This is a genomic window from Albidovulum sediminicola (assembly GCF_025751575.1).
Classification (GTDB): Bacteria; Pseudomonadota; Alphaproteobacteria; order Rhodobacterales; family Rhodobacteraceae; genus Albidovulum; species Albidovulum sediminicola.
Window position 1 is genome coordinate 1 of the sequence record NZ_JAOWLA010000010.1, and the last position, 22,006, is coordinate 22,006.

General features: G+C 66.1%; 26 protein-coding genes. 11 read left to right on the forward strand and 15 right to left on the reverse strand.

What is annotated here, in order from left to right:
- The coding region (locus tag OE647_RS20200) for an IS110 family transposase (protein ID WP_412174948.1) at nucleotides 1–579 on the forward strand (579 nt) is incomplete at its 5' end.
- 73 nt (nucleotides 580–652) lie between these two features.
- Nucleotides 653–1,018 (forward strand): transposase, encoded by a 366-nt coding sequence (locus OE647_RS11430; protein WP_412174951.1) that lies wholly within the window; start codon nucleotides 653–655, stop codon nucleotides 1,016–1,018.
- Between the two features lie 305 nt (nucleotides 1,019–1,323).
- Here OE647_RS11430 and lepA read toward each other — a convergent pair whose 3' ends face one another.
- From lepA to OE647_RS11445, 3 genes are all read right to left on the reverse strand, one after another.
- Complete coding sequence (gene lepA, locus OE647_RS11435) at nucleotides 1,324–3,123, reverse strand: translation elongation factor 4 (RefSeq protein ID WP_263721864.1); 1,800 nt, start codon at nucleotides 3,121–3,123, stop codon at nucleotides 1,324–1,326.
- Between the two features lie 119 nt (nucleotides 3,124–3,242).
- The gene (locus OE647_RS11440) at nucleotides 3,243–4,283 is read right to left on the reverse strand and encodes a glycosyltransferase 61 family protein (RefSeq protein ID WP_263721865.1); all 1,041 of its coding nucleotides are present in this window, start codon (nucleotides 4,281–4,283) and stop codon (nucleotides 3,243–3,245) included.
- Between the two features lie 78 nt (nucleotides 4,284–4,361).
- On the reverse strand, nucleotides 4,362–5,369 hold the full coding sequence (locus OE647_RS11445; RefSeq protein WP_263721866.1) for a 2-hydroxyacid dehydrogenase: 1,008 nt from the start codon (nucleotides 5,367–5,369) through the stop codon (nucleotides 4,362–4,364).
- Nucleotides 5,370–5,489: 120 nt separating this feature from the next.
- Here OE647_RS11445 and OE647_RS11450 point away from each other — a divergent pair, with 120 nt between their 5' ends.
- On the forward strand, nucleotides 5,490–5,768 hold the full coding sequence (locus OE647_RS11450; protein ID WP_263721867.1) for an acylphosphatase: 279 nt from the start codon (nucleotides 5,490–5,492) through the stop codon (nucleotides 5,766–5,768).
- 18 nt (nucleotides 5,769–5,786) lie between these two features.
- On the opposite strand, the gene OE647_RS11455 is transcribed toward OE647_RS11450, so the two are convergent.
- Complete coding sequence (locus OE647_RS11455) at nucleotides 5,787–6,989, reverse strand: class I SAM-dependent methyltransferase (protein ID WP_263721868.1); 1,203 nt, start codon at nucleotides 6,987–6,989, stop codon at nucleotides 5,787–5,789.
- A gap of 143 nt (nucleotides 6,990–7,132) precedes the next feature.
- Between OE647_RS11455 and dddP the strand changes: the two genes are divergently transcribed.
- A complete protein-coding gene (gene dddP, locus OE647_RS11460) occupies nucleotides 7,133–8,476 on the forward strand; it encodes a dimethylsulfonioproprionate lyase DddP (protein ID WP_263721869.1) in 1,344 nt (447 codons plus the stop codon).
- A gap of 8 nt (nucleotides 8,477–8,484) precedes the next feature.
- Here dddP and OE647_RS11465 read toward each other — a convergent pair whose 3' ends face one another.
- Nucleotides 8,485–8,898, reverse strand: a complete 414-nt coding sequence (locus OE647_RS11465; protein WP_263721870.1) for a DUF6314 family protein — start codon at nucleotides 8,896–8,898, stop codon at nucleotides 8,485–8,487.
- Nucleotides 8,895–9,230, reverse strand: coding sequence for a hypothetical protein (locus OE647_RS11470; RefSeq protein ID WP_263721871.1), 336 nt, complete (start codon nucleotides 9,228–9,230; stop codon nucleotides 8,895–8,897). Before OE647_RS11470 ends, OE647_RS11465 begins: the two co-directional genes overlap by 4 nt.
- Nucleotides 9,231–9,317: 87 nt before the next feature.
- Between OE647_RS11470 and purB the strand changes: the two genes are divergently transcribed.
- From purB to OE647_RS11485, 3 genes are all read left to right on the forward strand, one after another.
- A complete protein-coding gene (purB, locus tag OE647_RS11475) occupies nucleotides 9,318–10,622 on the forward strand; it encodes an adenylosuccinate lyase (protein ID WP_263721872.1) in 1,305 nt (434 codons plus the stop codon).
- Nucleotides 10,623–10,724: 102 nt separating this feature from the next.
- Nucleotides 10,725–10,892 carry a hypothetical protein gene (locus OE647_RS11480; RefSeq protein ID WP_263721873.1) on the forward strand — a complete coding sequence of 56 codons (168 nt, stop codon included), beginning with the start codon at nucleotides 10,725–10,727 and terminating at the stop codon, nucleotides 10,890–10,892.
- Between the two features lie 63 nt (nucleotides 10,893–10,955).
- Nucleotides 10,956–11,996, forward strand: a complete 1,041-nt coding sequence (locus OE647_RS11485) for a flagellar motor switch protein FliG (protein WP_263721874.1) — start codon at nucleotides 10,956–10,958, stop codon at nucleotides 11,994–11,996.
- 46 nt (nucleotides 11,997–12,042) lie between these two features.
- Here the strand turns inward: OE647_RS11485 and OE647_RS11490 are convergent, their stop codons facing one another.
- The gene (locus OE647_RS11490; protein WP_263721875.1) at nucleotides 12,043–12,747 is read right to left on the reverse strand and encodes a DUF1223 domain-containing protein; all 705 of its coding nucleotides are present in this window, start codon (nucleotides 12,745–12,747) and stop codon (nucleotides 12,043–12,045) included.
- 214 nt (nucleotides 12,748–12,961) lie between these two features.
- On the opposite strand from OE647_RS11490, the gene acnA reads away from it, so the two are divergent.
- Together acnA and OE647_RS11500 are read left to right on the forward strand one after the other, a co-directional pair.
- Nucleotides 12,962–15,652, forward strand: coding sequence for an aconitate hydratase AcnA (acnA, locus tag OE647_RS11495; protein ID WP_263721876.1), 2,691 nt, complete (start codon nucleotides 12,962–12,964; stop codon nucleotides 15,650–15,652).
- Between the two features lie 113 nt (nucleotides 15,653–15,765).
- On the forward strand, nucleotides 15,766–16,068 hold the full coding sequence (locus OE647_RS11500; RefSeq protein ID WP_263721877.1) for an antibiotic biosynthesis monooxygenase family protein: 303 nt from the start codon (nucleotides 15,766–15,768) through the stop codon (nucleotides 16,066–16,068).
- A gap of 8 nt (nucleotides 16,069–16,076) precedes the next feature.
- Here the strand turns inward: OE647_RS11500 and OE647_RS11505 are convergent, their stop codons facing one another.
- The 8 genes from OE647_RS11505 to OE647_RS11540 form a co-directional block, all read right to left on the reverse strand.
- Nucleotides 16,077–16,622, reverse strand: a complete 546-nt coding sequence (locus OE647_RS11505) for a DsbE family thiol:disulfide interchange protein (protein ID WP_263721878.1) — start codon at nucleotides 16,620–16,622, stop codon at nucleotides 16,077–16,079.
- A complete protein-coding gene (ccmD, locus tag OE647_RS11510) occupies nucleotides 16,615–16,770 on the reverse strand; it encodes a heme exporter protein CcmD (protein ID WP_263721879.1) in 156 nt (51 codons plus the stop codon). Before ccmD ends, OE647_RS11505 begins: the two co-directional genes overlap by 8 nt.
- Nucleotides 16,770–17,498 (reverse strand): heme ABC transporter permease, encoded by a 729-nt coding sequence (locus OE647_RS11515; protein ID WP_263721880.1) that lies wholly within the window; start codon nucleotides 17,496–17,498, stop codon nucleotides 16,770–16,772. The genes ccmD and OE647_RS11515 overlap by 1 nt, the downstream gene beginning before the upstream one ends.
- A gap of 55 nt (nucleotides 17,499–17,553) precedes the next feature.
- Nucleotides 17,554–18,210, reverse strand: coding sequence for a heme exporter protein CcmB (gene ccmB, locus OE647_RS11520; protein WP_263721881.1), 657 nt, complete (start codon nucleotides 18,208–18,210; stop codon nucleotides 17,554–17,556).
- Nucleotides 18,211–18,280: 70 nt separating this feature from the next.
- Nucleotides 18,281–18,904 carry a heme ABC exporter ATP-binding protein CcmA gene (gene ccmA, locus OE647_RS11525; RefSeq protein WP_263721882.1) on the reverse strand — a complete coding sequence of 208 codons (624 nt, stop codon included), beginning with the start codon at nucleotides 18,902–18,904 and terminating at the stop codon, nucleotides 18,281–18,283.
- Between the two features lie 39 nt (nucleotides 18,905–18,943).
- Entirely contained in the window at nucleotides 18,944–19,300 is a 357-nt protein-coding gene (locus OE647_RS11530; RefSeq protein WP_263721883.1) for an Mth938-like domain-containing protein, read from the reverse strand.
- Between the two features lie 37 nt (nucleotides 19,301–19,337).
- Entirely contained in the window at nucleotides 19,338–20,069 is a 732-nt protein-coding gene (locus OE647_RS11535) for a D-lyxose/D-mannose family sugar isomerase (protein WP_263721884.1), read from the reverse strand.
- 610 nt (nucleotides 20,070–20,679) lie between these two features.
- Entirely contained in the window at nucleotides 20,680–20,901 is a 222-nt protein-coding gene (locus OE647_RS11540) for a hypothetical protein (RefSeq protein ID WP_263722042.1), read from the reverse strand.
- Here OE647_RS11540 and OE647_RS11545 point away from each other — a divergent pair.
- Together OE647_RS11545 and OE647_RS11550 are read left to right on the forward strand one after the other, a co-directional pair.
- Nucleotides 20,807–21,421, forward strand: a complete 615-nt coding sequence (locus OE647_RS11545) for an AMP-binding protein (RefSeq protein ID WP_263722032.1) — start codon at nucleotides 20,807–20,809, stop codon at nucleotides 21,419–21,421. The genes OE647_RS11540 and OE647_RS11545 overlap by 95 nt on opposite strands.
- Before the next feature lie 104 nt (nucleotides 21,422–21,525).
- Nucleotides 21,526–22,005, forward strand: a complete 480-nt coding sequence (locus OE647_RS11550) for a class I adenylate-forming enzyme family protein (RefSeq protein WP_263721885.1) — start codon at nucleotides 21,526–21,528, stop codon at nucleotides 22,003–22,005.
- The last annotated feature ends 1 nt before the right edge of the window (nucleotide 22,006 follow it).

Consider the following 22,006-nt stretch of genomic DNA (forward strand, 5'->3'; position numbering starts at 1 on the left):
TACATGTCGCTTGCCCCCCGCCCGCGTCACCGACAATCCCACCGTCAGGCTGCCCGCCCTGGCATCCTGATAACCTGGACATCTTCGAAGGGCGGCGCGCCTGAACCACGCGCCGGGGTACTATCGCACCAACAAGACGGCGCGCATTACTGGGCGCGGGTTTTGATGGATCTCGGTCACGACGTGCGCCTGATCTCGCCGCAGTTCGTAACCCCGTACGTTAAGTCGAACAAGAACGACCGGAACGACGCTGAAGCGATCTGTGAAGCGGTTGGCAGGCCGTCTATGCGGTTTGTGCCGCCAAAAACCGCTGAACAGCTGGAGATCCAGGCGGTTCACCGCATTCGCCAGCGCCTGGTGTCGGACCGGACGAGGTTTGCGAACCAAATCTGCGGTCTTCTGGCCGAACATGGCACCGTGATGGGCCGGGACATCTCTCGCTTGCGGCGTGGTCTCGGACAGATCGCGAACGGGGCCTCCGGTCGCCTTGGTGAGGTGCTCCGGGATCTGGAGCAGATGTGCATCAGGAACTGGCCGACCTCGATCAGCGCATCGCCATGTATGACCGACGGATTATGACCGACGGATCAGGCACCTCTTTCGAACCAACGAGGAATGCCAGCGGACCGGCAAGATCGAGGGTATTGGGCCGATCACCGCGACAACGCTCGTTGCGGCGGTCGGTAACCGGAGTTGCTTCAAGAACGGACGCCAGTTTACCGCCTGGCCCGGACTGGGTCCCAGACAAAGGTCGAGTGGCGGAAAATCCCGGCTGTTCGGGATTGGCAAACGAGGCGGCCGATATCTGCGCACTCTGATGATCCATGGTGCGCGGGCCGTTCTCGGCAAAGCTCATGGCAAGAAGGATCCCAGAAGCCAATGGATCAGCCGGATGCGGGAGCGGCGTCATCCGAATATCGTCGCTGTCGCTCTTGCCAACAAGAATGCCAGGGTCGTGTGGCCGATCTTGTCGCGAGGTGAGTCCTATCGCCCGGCCGAGACCGTATTGCCGGACTGACGCCAGCCGCAAAACAACCTCAACGAGGAGGGCTTTCCCAAGACTATCGCAGCAACCTGGCAGGAGATGGTGAAGGGATACGACCCGTCGCTTCTTGAACCTGATGTGTGGACCGGCACGGCCAACGCCTATGCCTTGGAGCCGTTGGGGGAGGCGTGCGGAAACCCATCGGGGCTCGCGGCGGCGATGTATCGGGCCGCGTAGAGAAGCCGGATATACCTCAGCAATCGTGATCGCCAAACCAGACCCAACCAAACCGCCGCAATCACGCGGGGCCCATATACGTCCACACAGGACAGCACCCCTCAGGAGTCCATCTTCAGCGCGTTGATAAACGCTTCCTGAGGGATCTCCACTTTCCCGAACTGGCGCATCTTCTTCTTGCCGGCCTTCTGCTTCTCCAGCAGCTTCTTCTTCCGGGTCACGTCGCCGCCGTAGCACTTGGCGGTCACGTCCTTCCGCAGCGCCGCGATGGTCTCTCGCGCGATGACGCGGCCGCCGATGGCGGCCTGGACTGGGATCTTGAACATGTGCCTGGGGATCAGGTCCTTGAGCTTTTCGCACATCACGCGGCCGCGCGCCTCGGCCCGGTCGCGGTGGACCATGATCGACAGCGCATCGACCGGTTCGTCGTTCACAAGGATCGACATCTTGACCAGGCTATCCTCGCGGTATTCGAGCATCTGGTAGTCGAAGCTCGCATAGCCCTTGGTCACCGATTTCAGCCGGTCGTAGAAGTCGAAGACGACCTCGGCCAGCGGCAGGTCGTAGACGACCATGGCGCGGGAACCGGCATAGGTCAGGTCCATTTGGATGCCGCGGCGGTCCTGGCAAAGCTTCAGCACATCGCCCAGGTAGTCGTCGGGGACCATGATCGTGGCCTTGATCCGCGGTTCCTGGATGTGGTCCACATGGGTCAGGTCCGGCATGTCGGCGGGGTTGTGCAGGTCGCGCACCTCTCCGTCGCGCATGTGGAGCTTGAAGACCACCGAAGGCGCGGTGGTGATCAGGTCCAGATCGTATTCGCGTTCCAGCCGGTCGCGGACGACCTCAAGGTGCAGAAGGCCGAGGAAGCCCATGCGGAAGCCGAAGCCGAGGGCGGCCGAGGTCTCCATCTCGTAGCTGAAGCTCGCGTCGTTCAGGGCGAGTTTCTCGATCGCGTCGCGCAGCGCCTCGAAGTCGGCGGCATCGACGGGGAAGAGGCCGCAGAACACCACCGGCTGCGCGGGCTTGAAGCCCGGCAGGGCCTTGTCGCAGCCCTTGCGTTCATGGGTGATCGTGTCGCCTACGCGGGTGTCGCGCACCTGCTTGATGGAGGCGGTGAAAACCCCGATCTCACCCGGTCCAAGCTCGGGGATGTCGGTCATCTTGGGTTTCAGCACGGCGAGCTTGTCGATGCCGTAGATCGCGCCGGTCTGCATCATCTTGATGCGGTCGCCCTTGCGGATGACACCGTCCATGACGCGGATCATGACGACGACGCCCAGGTATGCGTCATACCAGCTGTCCACCAGCATCGCCTTCAGCGGCGCGTCGCGGTCGCCCTTGGGCGTGGGCAGACGGGTGACGATCGCCTCCAGCACGTCGGGGATGCCAAGGCCGGTCTTGGCGGAGATTGGGATCGCGTCCGAGGCGTCGATGCCGATCACGTCCTCGATCTCATGCTTGACGGCATCGACATCGGCGGCGGGCAGGTCGATCTTGTTCAGGACCGGGACAATGTCGTGATTGGCGTCGATGGCCTGGTAGACGTTGGCGAGCGTCTGCGCCTCCACCCCTTGCGTCGCGTCCACGACCAGGAGCGAGCCCTCGACCGCGCGCATGGAGCGGGAGACCTCGTAGCCGAAGTCGACGTGGCCCGGCGTGTCGATCAGGTTCAGGACATAGTCCTTGCCGTCCTTGGCGCGGTAGTCGATGCGCACGGTGTTGGCCTTGATCGTGATGCCACGCTCGCGCTCGATATCCATGGCATCGAGAAGCTGGGCCTTCATGTCCCGATCGGCCACCGTGCCGGTCATCTGGATCAGACGATCCGCCAGCGTGGATTTGCCGTGGTCGATATGCGCCACGATGGAGAAATTGCGGATCTGTGCGAGCTCGGTCATGGGTCCGGCATATGCTCGGGATTTCGATCCCGGTCAATGGGGCGCATGTGTCACGGGATCAGGCGGACAAGGTCGCGGGCGTGCGGGCGACGGCGATGGATGCGGCGGTCGGGGACCGGCTAGGCCAGCAGGTCCAGCGTTCGTTCCACGTCCTCCAGGCTCACGCGGAAGGTGTCGGCGCCGCCTTCGGCGACAAGCACGCCAAAGCGAAGGCCCATGCGGTCACAGACGAGCTTCAGCGCCGCCGTTACACGCTCGGGCGGCTGGATCGTCAAAAGCGCGCCGCCCTTCGCCATGGACACCAGCGCGTGGGTCAGGTGGCTGCCCTCGACGCCGACCACGACGGGGGCCCGCGCGCAAGCCGCGATCAGCGCGTCGGCGGTCTGCTCGGCGGGCAGCATCACGCGGAAGCCGTGGCGCCGCACAAGATGTTCGGCCAGCTCCGCCTCGTTGCTCAGCACCCGGCGGTCGCCGGTTTCCCCGCGCAGAAGGAAGATCCCCGGCCCCGGCTCGGCGTTTACGCCACGGACCAGACGCGCGCGGCGCGCGGCGGCCCGGGCGATCCGGCCCTCGTTGTTGAATCTGTTGTCGAACAGGACCAACTCGTCGAAATGCGCGTTACCGATCCGCGCGGGCGCCATGCCCTGAAGCGTCTCATAGCGTTCGACATGCCCTGTGCCCGGCCCGGCGGAGGTCAACGGCTGACCAGCGGCGGCGGCAAGTGCGTAGGTCTCGCAGTCATCCGTGAGCCAGTTTCCAAACCAGCGATTACCAAGCCAAGTTTCGTACATTGATCCAGAAATGGAAACTGAGGGCTGGCGATACGCTGGCGCCCGCCGCTCGCGTGCGCGCAGGTGAAGCTCTGCGCCGCCGCTGTAGATCACGCCATCGACATAATCGACCCCACGGAACCGATAGGCCATGGTCGGCCCGATATGGGGGTTGAGGTCGCCAAGAAACATGGCCCGAACGACGCCCAAAGTGCCAAATTCCGTGCGCCGGATGCGCTCCAACTGGCCTGGAATCATGACGGCGGCGGGAAAATCGATCTCGCAGGCGGGCGAGATCTCCCACCGTTCGGCGGCAGTTTCGAAGAACTCCGCATCGGGCAAATGCAGGAGCCGCCGCAGGCGATTGGTCAGGGGGCTGAATTGCAGCACGGCGCGGCTCCCGCCCGTAACGTGGATGTCGTCTTCTGCATGAACCGAGGCACACGGCGCGTCAACCCGTGCGCCCGCTCAGGCGAAGCGGACACCCCGCGACTGCGCGCGCAGGCGTGGGTCATGCGACTTCACCAGCACCGGATCGCCTGCCAGCGCCTCGTCGCAACGCTCGATCGTTTCGCGTTCCAGGCGCTCCATCGCCTCGGCGGTGTAGAAGGTCAGGTGCGGAAGCATCAGCACGTTGGGCAGGCCGAAAAGCGGGCTCATGACATGCCCCGTCAGGCTGAGCGGCTCTGAGGCGAAGACGTCAAGGCCAGCCCCCGCGATCTGCCCCGCGGTCAGCGCCGCGACCAGCGCCTTTTCATCGACCAGCGCCCCGCGCGAGGAGTTGATCAGGAAGGCCGAGGGTTTCATTGCCGCCAGTTCCGCCGCCCCGATGATGTGGCGCGTCGTCTCGTTCAAGGTGCAGTGGAGCGAGACGAAATCGGCTTGGGCCAGCAGGTCGTGCAGATCATCCACCTTCTCGACACCCAGGGCGGCCATTTCCTCGGCCCCGGTGCCCGGGCTGTAGGCGATGACGCGGGCGCGAAACCCCTGCCCCGCCATGCGCGCGAAGCTGCGGCCGATGCGGCCGAGACCCACGATGCCCACGGTCCTGCCCGCGATGTCGCCTCCCATCCAGCAGGCCGTCGGCCAGGCCCAGCCCTCGGACCGCATCTGCCGGTCGAGCGGGATCAGTTTCTTGGCGAGGGCGAGCATCAGGGTGAAGGCGCCCTCGGCGACGGTCTCCTCGGCATATTCGGGGATGTTGACGACCGGGATGCCGCGCGCGATGGCGGCCGGGATATCTATGGCGTCGATGCCGACCCCGTATTTCACGATGGCTTTCAGCCGCCGCGCCACGCCGATCACGCGTGCTGTCACGGGCCGATAGCACATCAGAAGCAGGTCGGCGTCGGCGACCTCGGCGGCCAGCCGTTCCTCGGAAACGTCCTCGGGCAGAAGCACCAGATCGCCGCGCCGGGACAGTTCCGCGTCGACCAGGGGGCACTCAAGCTCACGATCGGTTCGGACGATTTTCATGGCCACCCCTTATCACGCCCCCTTCGGCGTCGCCGCAGACTGCGGGCAGCGGAGGGCTGGGGTCAAGACCCCGGCTGTGCTAGGATGTTCCGGTGAAGGGTCCCAAACGGAGGGTCCCAGATGAAGGACATCGCGCTAAACGTTCGGGTAACGGGCCGGGTTCAGGGCGTGGCCTACCGGGCGTGGACCAACGCCGTCGCCGGTGCCCAAGGCATTCGCGGCTGGGTGCGAAACCGTGAGGACGGCTCGGTCGAGGCGCTGCTCGCCGGGCCGGAAGACGCAGTTGAAGCGATGGTCGCCGCCATGTCCGAGGGGCCGGGCGCGGCACGGGTCACCGATGTCTGGACCGAACCCGCCGACCCCGCGTCCGCGCCGCCGGGTTTCGAGATCAGGCATTGAGCCGTCCGGCAGCCGGTTTCAGGCACTCAGGCGCGAATAGAGCATCAACCCCTGGGCCGTCAGCCTGCGCTCCACCGGCTTCCAGAGCGCGTTGAAGGCGAAGGCATCAAGACCCCGCGCCTGGGCGATCTGCGCCAGGCTGCGCCGCCCGTCGATCAGCGCCAGAAGCGGCGCGGCGGCGCGCTCCACCGGCACCATCACCTTGGTTGCGCCGCGCGTGACGGTCAGTTCGCCCTTACGCTCGACCTGCCGAGCCAGGTCGGGGCCCGCGACCCCCTTCAGGTGCGGCACCGCTTGGGGGGTGGCGCCCGCCACCGCCAGCGTCCGGCCCTTCGGCACGGCATAGACCACATGCGTCTTGATCGTTCCGTCCAGCTTTTCGGCCAGGGCCATCCGGTCGGCCTGCCCCATGTCCTCGGGCAGGCGCGCGCCCTCCGGCAGGAAGCGCGACGGGTCATAAAGCACCGCCATCGGCGCGCCTGCGAAGGCAAGCCCCGCACGTTCGAGGCAGGCCAGGAGTGCGTCGATGGCAAAGGGCCGGTCCTGCGAGTGCAGAAGCAGATCGTAGAACCCCGCGTCGCCCTGTTCGTGATCGACCAGATGGGGGTTGCGGCGGAATGGGTGCCCCTCGGGCAGGCGGGCATAGACCGCACGCGCCATCTCGAGCCGAGCTTTCGGGGTCATGCCCTGGGTCAGCGCGCCGAACGCCTCCTGCAGCGGGTAGACGCCGAACCGGCCGCAGGGTGCGTAGACCATCAACCCCATCCCCCCGTCCGGCTTCAGTGCGGCGGCCAGCGCGTCGAAGCCCGCCTGCGGGTCGGGCAGGTGGTGCAGCACGCCGCAGCAGTCGATGTAGTCGAAGGCCCCATGATCGGCAGCATCCAGCAGACTGCCAGTGACGAAGGTGATGCCCTTCAGGCCCCGGGCTTGCGCGCGCGCCTCCGCAATCCGGCGCGAGGCGCGCGAGAGGTCGAGGTAGGTGATCTCATAGGGCTTGCCCGCCGCCGTCAGAACGGCCGCCAGCTGGATCAGCGCGTCCCCGGTGCCGCCGCCCGCGACCAGCGCCCGCAGGGGGCGCGACCAGTCCCGCACACCGCCCCAGAGGAAGTGGTCGATCTCCAGCGGGTGCGAGGGCGAACCCGTGATCAGCCGCTTGCGTTCCTCTGCTGGGTCACGCTCGGGATAGGGGTAGGCTTCGTACTGTTCCTCGACCGCGGACATGGGGCGCCTCCGTTTTCCCTCCTCTAGCAAGCCCCGGCGACAGAAAGAACAGCCGAAAGCCGTCATTTTCGTGTCGCGTTTGGAAAGGACCGCGCTTTGCCTCGCGTCGAAGCTGGCTGCAACCTGCAACGGAGCCCCTTTTCATGAACACGCACTATTCGGATCGCCGCAAGATCGACCCCAACCGGGGGGACCGGCTTGGCGACGGCACCCCCAACGACAACAACCGCGTGGAGATCGGCCCGACGCAGCTTGCTTTCCGCGAATGGGAAGCGGCGGGGTTGACGCTGCCCGACCTCGAACGGATGCGCGAACATCGCTGGAAGCGGCTGACCCAGGCGGTCGTCGATCGCGACTGGGGCGGGCTTCTGATGTTCGATCCGCTGAACATCCGCTACGCGACGGATTCCACCAACATGCAGCTGTGGAACACCCACAACCCGTTCCGCGCGCTCTTGCTCTGTGCCGACGGCTACATGGTGATCTGGGACTACAAGAACTCTCCCTTCCTGTCGGAGTTCAACCCGCTGGTGCGCGAACAGCGTTCGGGCGCCGACTTCTTCTACTTCGACCGCGGCGACAAGGCGGGAGACGCAGCGCGGCGCTTCGCCGCCGAGGTCAAGGATCTGATCGCGGCGCATGGCGGGGGCAACCGTCGGCTGGGTGTGGACAAGATCATGCTCCACGGGCTGCGCGCGCTCGAATCCCAGGGGTTCGAGGTCATGGAGGGCGAAGAGGCGACCGAGAAGACCCGCGCGGTGAAGGGCGCGGACGAGATCCTGGCCATGCGCTGCGCGCATCATGCCTGTGAAAGCGCCGTGGCCGAGATGGAGCGCGCCTGCCGCGCGGGCGTGCCCCTTGGCAACATGAGCGAGGATGACGTCTGGGCCGTCCTGCATGCCGAGAACATCAAGCGCGGGGGCGAGTGGATCGAGACGCGGTTGCTGGCCTCGGGTCCGCGCACCAATCCCTGGTTCCAGGAATGCGGACCGCGCATCATCCAGCCGAACGAGATCGTCGCCTTCGACACCGACCTGATCGGGTCCTACGGGATCTGCGTGGACATTTCCCGCACCTGGTGGATCGGCGATGCCAAGCCCACCAACGCGATGATCTACGCGATGCGCCACGCGCATGAGCATATCCAGACCAACATGGAGATGCTGAAGCCCGGCGTATCGCTGAAGGAACTGACCTTTGGCGGGCACAAGCTCGACGATCAGTTCGTCAAACAGAAATACGGCTGCAAGATGCATGGCGTCGGGCTTTGCGACGAATGGCCGTTGGTGTCCTACCCGGACGCCTGGGTGGAAGGCGCCTTCGACTACGTGATCGAACCGGGCATGGTGCTTTGCGTCGAGGCGCTGGTCAGCCCCCAGGATGGCGATTTCTCGATCAAGCTCGAGGATCAGGTGCTGATCACCGAGAGCGGCTATGAGAACCTGACGACCTACCCGTTCGACGAGCGCCTGATGGGCCTGGCCTGACGGGGGCTTCAGCCACGGCTGTAGCGGCTGACCATGGTGTAGTCCTTGCGCGGCCCGCGGACCGTCCACTCGGCGGTCCAGTCGGGCCAGCGGCTGAAGTCGTAGCGCACTTCGTAGTGGTCCGGCGCGCAGAAATGCGTGGCCCCGGGGTCATCGGGGGCAAAGTCGTGAAACGGTCGGCCGTCGGCGAAGGCGACGGCGATGCGACCGCCCGCCTCCGCCCAAAGATAGTCCCGCACCGCGCGCACCGGGGCGCCCGCGCCAAGGGTCAGGCTCCCCTCCTCGGCGTAGCGCAGGCCCGCCCCTTCCGGGCTGAAGGTAGCGGTGCCCTCGAAGCGGCCCTGCTGGCCCGCGCGCTGGTCCAGGATGTCGCGCTCGATCCGCCAGCGTCCGGCGAAATCCGCAAGCCGGAGCGCGGTCATCGGGACATATAGGTGCCGACGGTCGCGGCCCCGACGTCGTCAAGGAACCGAAGCCGCTTGCGGTCGCCGCTCACGAACACCCGGTAGCAGGTCCAGCCTTCGGCGGGCGGCCAGGCGGTGCAGAGCTTGTCGCCGTCGATCTTCCAGTGCCCGCGCTGCGAAACTTCGGCCGCGCGGCGGGTGAATCCATCCTCGCCGAAGCTCTGGGTCGCGCCGTCCTCCAGCCGCAACCGATGGGCCGAAAGCGCGTTGTTCAGCTCCCCTTGGCGCAGACGTAGCCACGACTCCTGCGCCTGCGCACCCGTCGCGGCCAGCAGAAGAATCGCGATCATTGCCCGTTTCATGCGCGCCTGCCCATTGCCACCCCGGCCCATGCGGTCTAGGAGAGCCGCGATTGCCAGGACATTCAAGAGGCCGCGATGATCCCCCGCTACAGCCGCCCCGAAATGGTCGCCATCTGGTCGCCCGAAACGAAATTCCGCATCTGGTACGAAATCGAGGCCCATGCCTGCGACGCCCAGGCCGCGCTCGGCGTGATCCCGAAGGCCAACGCCGAAGCCGTCTGGCGCGCCAAGGACGTGGAGTTCGACGTCGCCCGCATCGACGAGATCGAGGCGGTGACGAAACACGACGTGATCGCCTTCCTCACCCACCTGGCCGAACACATCGGGTCCGAGGACGCGCGCTTCGTCCACCAGGGCATGACCTCGTCCGACGTTCTGGACACCACGTTCAACATCCAGCTCGTGCGCGCCGCCGACATCCTGCTGGCCGACATGGACCGGGTTCTGGCCGCGCTGAAGAACCGCGCCTTTGAGCACAAGGACACCGTGCGCATCGGCCGGTCCCACGGCATCCATGCCGAACCGACGACCATGGGCCTGACGTTTGCGCGCTTCTACGCCGAGATGGACCGCAACAAGGCCCGGCTTGCTGCCGCACGGGACGAGGTCGCGACCGGTGCGATCTCCGGCGCCGTCGGCACCTTCGCCAATATCGACCCCGCGGTCGAGGAACATGTCTGCGCGCAACTGGGCCTGCGCCCGGAGCCGATCTCGACCCAGGTCATCCCGCGCGACCGCCACGCAATGTTCTTTGCCACGCTCGGCGTCATCGCCTCCTCGATCGAGAACGTCGCGATCGAGATTCGCCACATGCAGCGCACCGAGGTTCTGGAGGCGGAGGAATACTTCTCCCCCGGCCAGAAGGGATCCTCGGCAATGCCGCACAAACGGAACCCGGTTCTGACCGAAAACCTGACGGGCCTTGCCCGCCTGGTGCGCATGGCCGTGGTGCCCGCGATGGAAAACGTGGCCCTTTGGCACGAGCGCGACATCTCCCACTCCTCGGTCGAACGCGGCATCGGTCCGGACACGACAATCACGCTCGACTTCGCCCTGAACCGCTTGGCCGGTGTGATCGAGAAGCTGGTCGTCTACCCCGAAAACATGCTGAAGAACATGAACAAGTTCAAAGGCCTGGTCATGTCCCAGCGGGTGCTTCTGGCGCTGACCCAGGCCGGCGTCAGCCGTGAGGACGCCTATCGTCTGGTGCAGCGCAACGCCATGAAGGTCTGGGAACAGGGCAAGGATTTCCGCGAGGAACTGCTGGCAGATGCCGAGGTGACCGCCGCCCTGTCCCCCGCCGAGATCGAGGAAAAGTTCGACTTGGGCTATCACACCAAGCACGTCGACACCATCTTCGCGCGCGTCTTCGGCGCCTGATTCCGGTCACACGATTGCGTGAGAACCGCCGGCCCGCCGGCGGTTTTTCTTTGTGTTCAGTCCCTCCGCTGGCAAAGTTTCTCAATTCGGAAGGAGGACGCCATGAAGACGAAGGCCATTCTTGCTGTCTTCGCCCTGTTTGCCGCGATGTCGCCCGCCCTGGCAGTGGCCGAAGGATGCAGCCACGACCAGCGCAGCGCCGAGATCAGCTGCGCCGAGGGCTCGACCTGGGATGCCGCGACCCAGCGTTGCATCGTGATTTCGAGCTAGGACTAAGGGCACATTAACCGCCGTCTGCGACCCTGCGCTCATCGCCGAGCCTGGAGGGTCCATATGACGATGATCGCCACCACCGCCCCCGCGCCAGACGCGGGCCTGTCCCTTTCGGGGCGCGAGAAGGCGGCCGTGATCGTGCGCCTGCTGCTGTCGGAGGGCGCGGAACCGCCGCTTCAGGCCCTTCCCGACCACATGCAGGCGGCGCTGACCGAACAGATCGGACGGATGCGGAGCGTGGATCGGCCCACGCTGCGCGCGGTGGTCGAGGATTTCTGCGCCAGCATCGAATCGGTGGGGCTCTCCTTCCCCGGCGGGATCGAGGGGGCACTTGGGATGCTCGGCGACCATATCTCGGCCGATGCCGCCAGCCGCCTGCGCCGCCTTGCCAACGCCTCGGATGCCGCCGACCCCTGGGTCCGTCTCGCGGGTCAGCCGCCCGAACGGCTCATGCCCGTGCTTGAACGGGAAGCGGTTGAGGTCGGCGCGGTGCTGCTGTCGAAATTGCCGGTCGCGCGCGCGGCGGAGCTTCTGGGGCTCCTCCCGGGGGAGCGTGCCCGGCGGCTGGCCTTCGCGGTGTCGCAGACCGGATCGGTCGCGCCCGAGACCGTGCGCCGGATCGGGCAGGCGCTGGCGCAGGACCTGGAGGCCCAGCCCTCCCGCGCGTTCGACGCCTCGCCGGGCGAGCGCATGGGGGCAATCCTGAACCTGTCGGCCTCGGCCACCCGGGACGAGGTGCTCAGGGCGCTCGACGAAGAGGACAGGGACTTCGCCACGGCGGTCCGCAAGTCGATCTTCACATTCGCAGATGTTCCCGCCCGGCTGGACCCGCGCGACGTGCCCAAGGCGGTCCGTGGGGTCGATCAGGCGGTACTGGTGCGCGCGCTCGCGGGTGCCTCCGGGGATCAGGAAGCTGCGGCGGAGTTCATCCTGTCCGCCCTTTCACAGCGCATGGCCGCGACCTTGCGGGAAGAGATGGCAGACCTCGGCAAGGTCCGGGAGAAAGACGCGGAGGCCGCGCAGACCGAACTCGTGGGGGCCGTGCGCGACCTTGTCGCGGCGGGAGAGATCCGCCTGAAGACCGAGGCGGAGGACGACTGACGCCCTGAGAAACGCGCAAGCCGCCGTGCTTTCGGGGCGCGGCCGCTCAGCGCAGGACCGCTGCGGCAAGGATGCGGCCCGGACCGGTTGCCTGGACGATCACCACGACCTCCTCCGGCCCGGCAATCTTTAGCCTGCGATGGAAGGGTTCGCGGCCATCCCATTTACCGACCGCGGTCCAGTCGGTCACGATGTGCGAATAGGTGATGGAGCGTCCGGCATTTTCCCCCCGATCGATGGCAACCGTGGCGGTGGGACGCACCCGTACCAATTGGACGACCATGTCTTGGGGCACCGTCGCCTGTGCGCGCGCCGTCACGGACACCGCATCGCCCGACCGCTCCAACTGCAGTGAGACGGGATCGGGAATCCCCGACAGGCGCCGGACAGCCTTGTCGAGCGCCCCGGCGCGAACGCCGACAACGTGATCCATGCCGCCAACGATCATTTGCGGGGTGTAGATCATCCGCACCCCGGCCTTGCGGGCATAGGCCCGCTGGCGATCCGCGAACTTGGCCTGGCCGAAGGTGTCCTTCCAGCCGATGTAGTCCCAATAGTCGACATGCAGCGCCAGCGGCAAGACATCCGACCGCCCCGCCATCGACTGCAAAAGCGCATCCGCCGGCGGGCAGGACGAACAGCCTTGCGAGGTATAAAGCTCGATCACGACCGGGCTTTCCCCCGCCCCCGACGAGGAAGGAAGACAGAGGCCAGAGAGCAGGCAGAAGGCAATCGACAGAAGAAGGCGCATCAGGAAGGTCCGCAGGCGTTTTTTCCGTGATAGGCTTTTGCGACGATTTTGGCCAATCAAGGATGCGCGAGAGGTCCGAAGGCATGCCACGGCGGGTCTTCCCGAAAGAATTGTGCACAATGGTATACAAAAAACTGTAACACCTCTTGATCCGCGACTTCCGTTGCGGCATTAGCCTTTCAAGTCTCACGTTGACCGCAGGAGGGAGTCCTCGATGACCGTCGTCACCGGAACCGATACCGCCAAGACCCGCCGCACGCTCAAGGCCGGCGGGCAGTCGATTGCCTATTACTCGATCCCGGCCGCCGAAGCCGCGGGCCTGGGCGAGTTTTCGCGCCTGCCCGCCGCGCTGAAGGTGGTGCTGGAGAACATGCTGCGCTTCGAGGATGGCGGGCGCACGGTCTCTGTCGATGACATCAAGGCGTTTTCGGACTGGGGCAAGAACGGCGGCCAGAACCCGCGCGAGATCGCCTACCGCCCGGCGCGGGTGCTGATGCAGGACTTCACCGGCGTTCCGGCCGTCGTGGACCTGGCAGCGATGCGGGACGGGATCAAGGCGCTTGGCGGCGACGCCCAGAAGATCAACCCGCTGAACCCGGTCGATCTGGTCATCGACCACTCGGTTATGATCGATGAATTCGGCAACCCGCGCGCGTTCCAGAAGAACGTGGACTTGGAATACGAACGCAACATGGAGCGTTACGTCTTCCTGAAGTGGGGCCAGAACGCGTTCCAGAACTTCCGCGTGGTGCCGCCGGGAACCGGCATTTGCCACCAGGTGAACCTGGAATACCTGGCGCAGACGGTCTGGACCGACACCGACCAGAACGGAGAGATGGTCGCCTACCCGGACACGTTGGTCGGCACCGACAGCCACACCACCATGGTCAACGGCCTGGCCGTCCTTGGCTGGGGCGTCGGCGGGATCGAGGCCGAGGCCGCGATGCTGGGCCAACCGGTCTCCATGCTGATCCCCGAGGTCGTGGGCTTCAAGCTGACCGGCAAGATGGTCGAGGGCACCACCGCGACCGACCTCGTCCTGAAAGTCGTCCAGATGCTGCGAAAGCACGGCGTCGTGAGCAAGTTCGTCGAGTTCTACGGCGAGGGCCTGGATCACCTGCCGCTCGCCGACCGCGCGACCATCGCCAACATGGCGCCCGAATACGGCGCGACCTGCGGCTTCTTCCCGATCGACGCGGAAACCCTGCGCTACCTGCGCCAAACGGGGCGCGACGAGGACCGCATCGCACTGGTCGAAGCCTATGCCAAGGAAAACGGCTTCTGGCGCGGCGCGGATTACGATCCGGTCTACTCCTCGACGCTGCAACTCGACATGGGCGAAATCGTCCCGGCGATCTCGGGCCCGAAGCGCCCGCAGGACTACCTGCCGCTGACCGACGCCAAGGCATCGTTCGCCAAAGAGATGGAGGCGAGCTTCAAGCGCCCGCTCGGCAAGGAAGTCGCGGTCAAGGGTGAGGATTACACCATGTCCTCGGGCAAGGTCGTGATCGCCTCGATCACCTCCTGCACCAACACCTCGAACCCCTATGTGCTGATCGGCGCGGGTCTCGTCGCCCGCAAGGCGCGCGCGCTCGGTCTGAACCGGAAGCCCTGGGTCAAGACCTCGCTCGCGCCGGGGTCCCAAGTCGTCAGCGAGTATCTTGAGGCCGCGGGACTGCAGGAGGACCTGGATGCGGTGGGCTTCAACCTCGTGGGCTACGGCTGCACAACCTGCATCGGCAACTCTGGTCCTCTTCAGCACGAGATCTCGGCAGCGATCGCCGAGGGCGACCTGGTCGCGACCGCCGTCCTGTCGGGCAACCGCAACTTCGAGGGCCGGATCAGCCCGGATGTACGCGCGAACTACCTCGCCTCGCCGCCGCTGGTCGTCGCCTACGCGCTGGCCGGTGACATGAACATCGACCTGACCTCCGAGCCGATCGGCACCTCGTCCGAGGGCAAGCCGGTCTACCTCAAGGACATCTGGCCCTCCAACAAGGAGATCGCGGACCTCGTCCACGAGGTCGTCACGCGCGAAGCCTTCCAGAAGAAATACGCCGACGTTTTCAAGGGCGACGCGAAGTGGCAGGGCGTCAAGGTGACCGAGTCGGAAACCTACGACTGGCCGGTGACCTCGACCTATATCCAGAACCCGCCGTATTTCCGCGGCATGGGCAAGGACAAGGGCGCGATCAGCAACATCTCCGGCGCGCGGGTCCTGGCGCTTCTGGGCGACATGATCACGACCGACCACATCAGCCCCGCGGGCTCCTTCAAGGCCACCACGCCAGCCGGGAAGTACCTGACCGAGCGCCAAGTCGCCACGAAGGACTTCAACAGCTACGGTTCGCGCCGCGGCAACCATGAGGTCATGATGCGCGGCACCTTCGCCAACATCCGCATCAAGAACGAGATGCTGGACGGGGTCGAGGGCGGCTACACGCTTGGGCCCGACGGCCAGCAGACCTCGATCTACGACGCCTCGATGGCCTACCAGGAAGCCGGCGTGCCGCTGGTGATCTTCGGGGGCGTCGAATACGGCGCCGGGTCTTCGCGCGACTGGGCCGCGAAGGGCACGAACCTTCTGGGCGTCAAGGCCGTGATCGCCGAATCGTTCGAACGTATCCACCGGTCGAACCTCGTCGGCATGGGCGTCATCCCGTTCGAGTTCACGGGCGGTCAGAACCGCAAGTCGCTGGGCCTGAAGGGCGATGAGGTCATCTCGATCGCCGGGCTGGAAGGCGACCTGAAGCCGCTGAGCCTGGTGCCCTGCACCATCCGCCGCGCCGACGGCACCGAGGAGACGATCCAGATCAAGTGCCGGATCGATACCGAGGTCGAGATCGAATACGTCGAGAACGGCGGCGTGCTGCACTATGTGCTGCGCAATCTCGCCAAGGCGTAGGCGACACACACCGAAATCCCGGAAGGCCCCGCTTCGGCGGGGCTTTCTTGTTTCGCGGGATCGGGCGAAGCGTCCGGACGTGCTATCCTGCCGCCTTAGAAAGGAGCAGAGACATGATCATCCGTATCTTTCGCGTCACCGTCGAAGACGGCAAGGAAGCCGAGTTTGAGCGCTTCTTCCTCGACACCGCGCTGCCCCTGGTCAAGAGCCAGCCGGGCATCGTTTCGGTCACGCCAGGCCTGCCGCGACCCGAAACGCCGAACGAGTTCTGCATGGTGATGGTCTGGAGCGACGTTGACGCGATCAAGGCCTTCGCGGGCGAAAACTGGCAGCAGCCGCATATCCACCCCGACGAGGCGGGGCTGATCCGGGAACGGTCGCTCCACCACTACAACTTGAGCCAGTTGCTCACCTAGAGGCGGTGTCAGCCGTCCTTGCCCAGCGCCTTTTCAAGTTCGGGCAGGAAGCGCTGCTGGTAGTCGGCCCCGATCAGCGGACCGATGAACTTGAACAGAACCGTACCGTCCCCGCCCACGATGAAGGTCTCGGGCGGCGCCGTCACGCCCCAGTCGATCGAACGCCGCCCCGAGGGGTCGGAGACCACCCCGATGAAGGGGTCGCCCTCCTCGTTCAGGTACTCGGTCGCCTTGGCGTCGTCGTCGCGGATATTCACACCGATGATCCGCACCCCGTTTGCCGCCAGGTCCTTCAGTTTGGGATGCTCGGCCCGGCAGGGCGGGCACCAGGTGGCCCAGAAGTTCACCAGCGTCACCTCGCCCGTCCGCAGGTCGGCGTCGGTGGCGAAGCTGAAACCCGCCAGTTCAGTCCCGCCCAGTTCGGGCGCGGGCTGGCCGATGAAGGTGGAGGGAAGCTCGTTCGGGTTGTCGCGCCCCATGCCCCAGTAGAAAGTGGCGGCAAGCGCCGCGAAGATCACCGGGGGCAGGATCACGAGAGGGGAAATCCTAGCCATTCTTCGACATCCGTTTTTCCTGCGCCTCAAGCGCGCGCTTGACCCGCGCGCCCTTCGTCAGCGTCAGCGCCACGAGCCCCAGAACCAGAAGGACGGTCACGCCATAGGCCGCGAGCACCGTTCCCGCGTATTTGCCAAGCTCGACCATCACGCCATCCTTTCCCGCGCTTCAAGCGCGCGCAGGCGCCGCTTGCGGATCTCGGTCCGGGTGCGGATCAGCACCAGGGAGACGAACAGAAGCCCGAACCCGATGATGGAGACCCAGAGCGGCCAGGCATAGACATCGGCCACATGTTCCTCCTGGTCGAGCGACAGCGAGGAACCCTGGTGCAGACCCTGGTTCCAGAAGAGGACCGCGTAGCGCGAGATGACCGCGAAGACAGAGCCCACGAGACACAGGACCGAGGTCAGGTCGGCCGCGGTGTCCGGGTCCTCGATCGCCTCCCACAGCGCGATGTAGCCAAGGTAGAAGAGGAACAGGATCAGGAAGGCCGTCAGCCGCGGGTCCCAAGCCCACCAGGTGCCCCACATAGGCTGGCCCCAGATCGCGCCGGTGAACAAGCCGATCAGCGTCATGGTCGTTCCGATCGGCGCCGCGGCCTTGGCGGCCAGCACCGAGACATGGTGGCGCCGGATCAGCCAGACGAGCGAGGCGGCCAGCATCATGAACCAGGTGCCCGTGGCCATGATGGCGGCAGGCACATGGATGTAGATTATCTTGACCGTCGATCCCATGCGGAAATCGTCCGGCGTGAAGAAGAAGCCCCAGATCAGACCCGCTACCAGCGTGACGACGGCAAGCCCCGTCACCCAAGGCAGGGCCCAGGCCGAGGTCTGCATGAACTTCTTCGGGTTGGCGTATTCCCAGATCGACATGGAAACTGACTAAATGCTCCGCTCGGCTGTCACAATAGGGTTCGCATGAACGTGACTATCTCAGGTTGACGCGGATTGCCGCAGCCGCCGCGAAGGGCAGGATGGCGATCGAGCCAAGGGTGATGCCGACGAGCATCAGGAAGGGTGTGGCCGTGGGCAACCCCTCCACCCCTCTGCGCACGCAATCGGCCCCGAAGATGAGGGTCGGGATATAGAGAGGCAGGACAAGCAGCGACAGCAGAAGCCCGCCGCGTTTCAGCCCGACGGTGAGTGCGGCCCCGAAGGCACCGATCATCGACAGCGCCGGGGTGCCGAGCGCGAGCGAGAGCGTCAGCCAGAAGAACCCCGGCACGGGCAGGTTCAGAAGGACGCCCAGGACCGGTGCCGCCAGCGTCAGCGGCAGCCCCGTGGTCAGCCAATGCGCGAGCGCCTTCGTCGCTGTCACCGTCTCAAGCGGGATCGGCGCCGTGGCCAGAAGGTCGAGCGTTCCATCCTCGTGGTCGAGCGCGAAGATCCGGTCGAGGGAAAGGAGGCAGGCCAGCAGCGCGCCGACCCAGAGGATGCCCGGCGCGATTCGGCCCAGCGTGCCGCCCTCGGGCCCGACGCCGAAGGGCACGAGGATCGTGACGATGAGGAAGAAGGCGAGGCTGAGCCCGAAGCCGCCGCCGGCGCGCAGGGCCAGCGTGAGGTCACGCAGGAGGAGCGCGGTCATGGCCGCCCTCCTGCCGCAGCGCCGGGGGCTCTGCCCCCGGACCCCCGGGATACTTCGGAAAAGAAGAAGATCATGCGAAAGCCTCGTCGAACCCGCCGGGCGCCGGGGCGGCGGAGGCGGCGCGGAACGCTGTCAGGTCCAGCACCTCCGCCTCGGCGATGCCAAGGTCGATATGGGTCGCCATCAGCGCCGCACCGCCTTGGGCAAGATGGGCGCGCACAGCTCCGGCGAAAAGCGCGACCGAGGCCACATCGAGCGAGACCGTCGGTTCGTCGAGCAGCCAGAACCTGCGCCCGGTCACGAGGAGCCGCGCGAGCCCCAGACGGCGCTTCTGCCCGGCGGACAGGCTTTGGGCCGGACGTTCCGCCAGTGCCACGAGGTCCATCGCGCCAAGCGCCGGGGCAATGTCGCCGGTGCCGAAGATCCGCGCCCAGAAGCGGAGGTTCTCCGTCACGCTCAGCGTCGGCTTGATCCCGTCGGCATGGCCCGCGTAGGCGATGTCTTCGGGCGGCAGGCCGATGCTGCCCGAGAGCGGCGGCTGAAGCCCGGCGATGGTCCGAAGAAGCGTCGTCTTGCCGATGCCATTCGGCCCGCGCAGGACGAGGGCGCGGCCCGGCCCGAGGCGGAGGCTTACCCCGGTCAGGACCGGTAGGCCGCCGCGGGCAATCGAAAGGTCGGTAACGGTCAGTTCCATGGTGCCGGGTTAACCGATGCGGCGGGCTGGCGCAAAGCCTCAATCCACCGGAAGGAGCGCCGCGGCAATGCGCCGCCCTTCGGACAGAAGGACGTTGTAGGTGCGGCAGGCGGCGGGGCTGTCCATGATCTCCACCCCGAGGCCCGCGGCCTCGAGTTCGCGACGCAGCGCGGGCGGCAGGTGCGCGATCTCGCGCCCGGTGCCGACGAACAGCACGTCGATGCGGCCTGCGAGCGCGAAAAGCGGCGCGGGGTCGCCGTAGCCCTGCCAGAGGCGCGCGCCGGTGGCGGTGACGAGGACCGCGCCGTGAAGCACCTGGCCCGCGATGCGGAAGAACCCGGGGCCGTAGCTGTCGATGGGCTGCGCCTGTCCGTAATCGATTTCGCTGAGCGGCACGTTAGGGTCCTGCCTTCCTGGTCGGTCCGGGGCGAGCCTAACCGTTCCGGGCCGCCGCGCCAAGGTCGGCCGGTGTTCCCGGTCCGGGAAGCCAGGCCGCGTAGTCGCTGACCAGGAGATGCAGGGGCGGCTCGTCCTCCTCCACCTGCGCGAAGCGCCCGATCGGCTCGCGGAAGATGTTGTCGGTCTCGTCGTCGTTGACGGTCGAGACCTCTCCGATCAGGACATCGCCGCCCTCGCCCCAAAAGGCGTGCCAGTCGCCGGGTCTGAGCGTTACGCTTTCTCCGGGGGCAAGCCGCAGCTTCTGGCCGGGCGCGTAGGTCTGACGGATGCCGTCGCACCAGACGGTGCCGCCACGGTCCTCGGCGAAGCGGCCCCGGTCGTCCGAGCCGTAAAGCTCCACAACGAGCGTCGCGCCACCCCGGTTGATGATGTCCTCGGCCTTGAGGAAATGGGTGTGCATCGGTGACAGTTGATCCTGGCGCGAGATCAGCAGCTTTTCGGCGTAGCACATGCCGCCGCCCCGCTTCAGGTCGCCGAGCAACCCGTTGCGCAGCGTGAACAGGAAAAGGCCCATGCGGTCGAAGTCGCCCGCGCCGTAGTCGGTGATGTCCCAGCCGCAGCGCGCGCTGATGACATGCGCCGCCTCGCCCGCCCTGGCGTGGAACGCCTCCGCCGTCCAGTAGGCAAAGGGGGGCAGGGTGAAGCCGAAACGGCGGATCATCTCATCCGCGCTCCGCATGATGTCGTTGATCCGCGACCGCTTCATGTCCCTCATCCTCTGCCTGATTGCCCCGCCAAACCTGAGCCCATTTGCCGCCCGGGGCAAGCGCCGCCGTCGCCCTGCCCCCAGTGCGGCCGAGACCGTGCCGTGGCACGGATCTTCCTTTGTGGATGCGCGCTACCGCATAGGGGGCGGCGCGTGACAAGGCGCGCCGATTTGGATGTGATGGAGAGGCCCTGAGATCGAGAAAACGGCAGCCCGCCAACCCCGGTTCCGCGCCCCAAGGGTCGGCATCGGACTTCGCCAGGGCGTATCGGAACATGCGCGGCGACGGGTCCTCGCGGGTCCGCTTCCTGCTTGTCGAGGGGTTCTTGCTGATGGCGCTGAGTTCGGCCTGGAACCGCTGCGGGCAGCGAGCCGCTTTCTTGGCGTGCGGCGGTATGAATGGACCCTTGCCGCCGAGCGGGCCAGCCTGATCGAGGCAAGCAACAGCATCCAATTGATGGCCAAGCATGGCGTCGACAGCGCCCTGGAAGCTGATCTGACGTTGCTGTCGCCCTAGCTGTTCAGTCCCGGCATCTGGCGGATCGGATCGAGGATGAATCGATCTGGCTCTGATGCCCAGATCTTGCAGATGTATTCGTAGGGCGTGAGGTCAAACGCGGGCTTCCGCATCATGCTCGGCGGCTTCCACTTCGAGCGGCTGATCCTGGGCGGTTCCGGCCACAAAGCTCGGCCAGAAACAGCGGATCCAGATCATGATCGCCCAGACCGGCTGGCGCATCGACGCTGCCGAACTGCTGACCCGCCGCGCGGCGAAGATGTCCGACGCCGGGATCGGCAGCAAGAAGCTGATGCGCGAGGCGAGCCAGATCAAGCGCGTCGCGACCGAGACGGCGGCGTTCCGTTCCGACCGCGCGTTCCAGATCCCTGGCGGCGACGGGGTGACGCGCCAATACGGCCGGGTCGAGCAGCTTTGCCGCGACGCGCGCGCTACAGATCGCCGGGGGAACCTCCGAGATATGCAAATACCTGATCGCCGCGCGGGAAATGCCGGCGATCCGCCCAAATCTCTGACCCTTCGAAAGAGGACCGCGATGCATATCGCTCGCCTGCTGGAAGCATCCGCAGCTCGCTGCCCCGATCATATCGCGCTGGTCTTCGAGGGCCGGCGCTGGACCTATGCCGAATGGCTGGGCCGTGCCCGCCGCTTCGCGCAAGCCCTGTCCGATCTTGGCGTGCGCCGCGGCGACCGGGTGGCGTTCTATGTCACGACCTCCGGGAGTTCCGTCATCACTTGTGTCGCCTGCCCGGTCCCGGGCGCCATCGCGGTGCCGATCCAGATCCAGGAGATTCTGTTCCACCCGCGCTTCAGCGACTATCTTCGGCGACCATGACGTGTCGTCGCTGCGGCTGATCGCCACCGGCGCCGCGATCTCGGCCACGAGGATGGAGCGGGTGATGATGGAGTTCTACCCCCGGCATCTTCAACGGCTACGGCATGACCGAGGCCTCGCTGACCCCCTCCCTTCATCCCGAGGGCGCGCGGCGCAAGCTCGGGTCCTGCGGCAAGCCGACGCTGATCTCGGAATGCCGGATCATCACGGACGACCGGACCCGCGAACTGCCCCCGTCCGAAGCCGTCGCGCCGGGCACGATCGGCCAACCCATCGTGCGCGGGGCCCAGGCGATGGAGGGGTACTGGAACAACCCGTTCGAGACCCAGAAGAAGCTCAAGGCCGGTTGGGTCTACACCGGGCCCCTTTTCAGCCAGGACGCCGACGGGTTCTACCACTTCCTCGGCCGCGCCGACGACGTGATCACCTCGGGCTGCGAGTACATCTATCTTCGCGAAGTCGCGGAGATCCTGTATCGCTGCCCCGGCGCCCAGGAGGCCGCGATCGTCTACCTCAGGGAAGAGAAATGGGGGCAGGTCCTCAGCGCCTTCATCGCCCGCTCCGACCCGCCGACCGCCGCCTGAG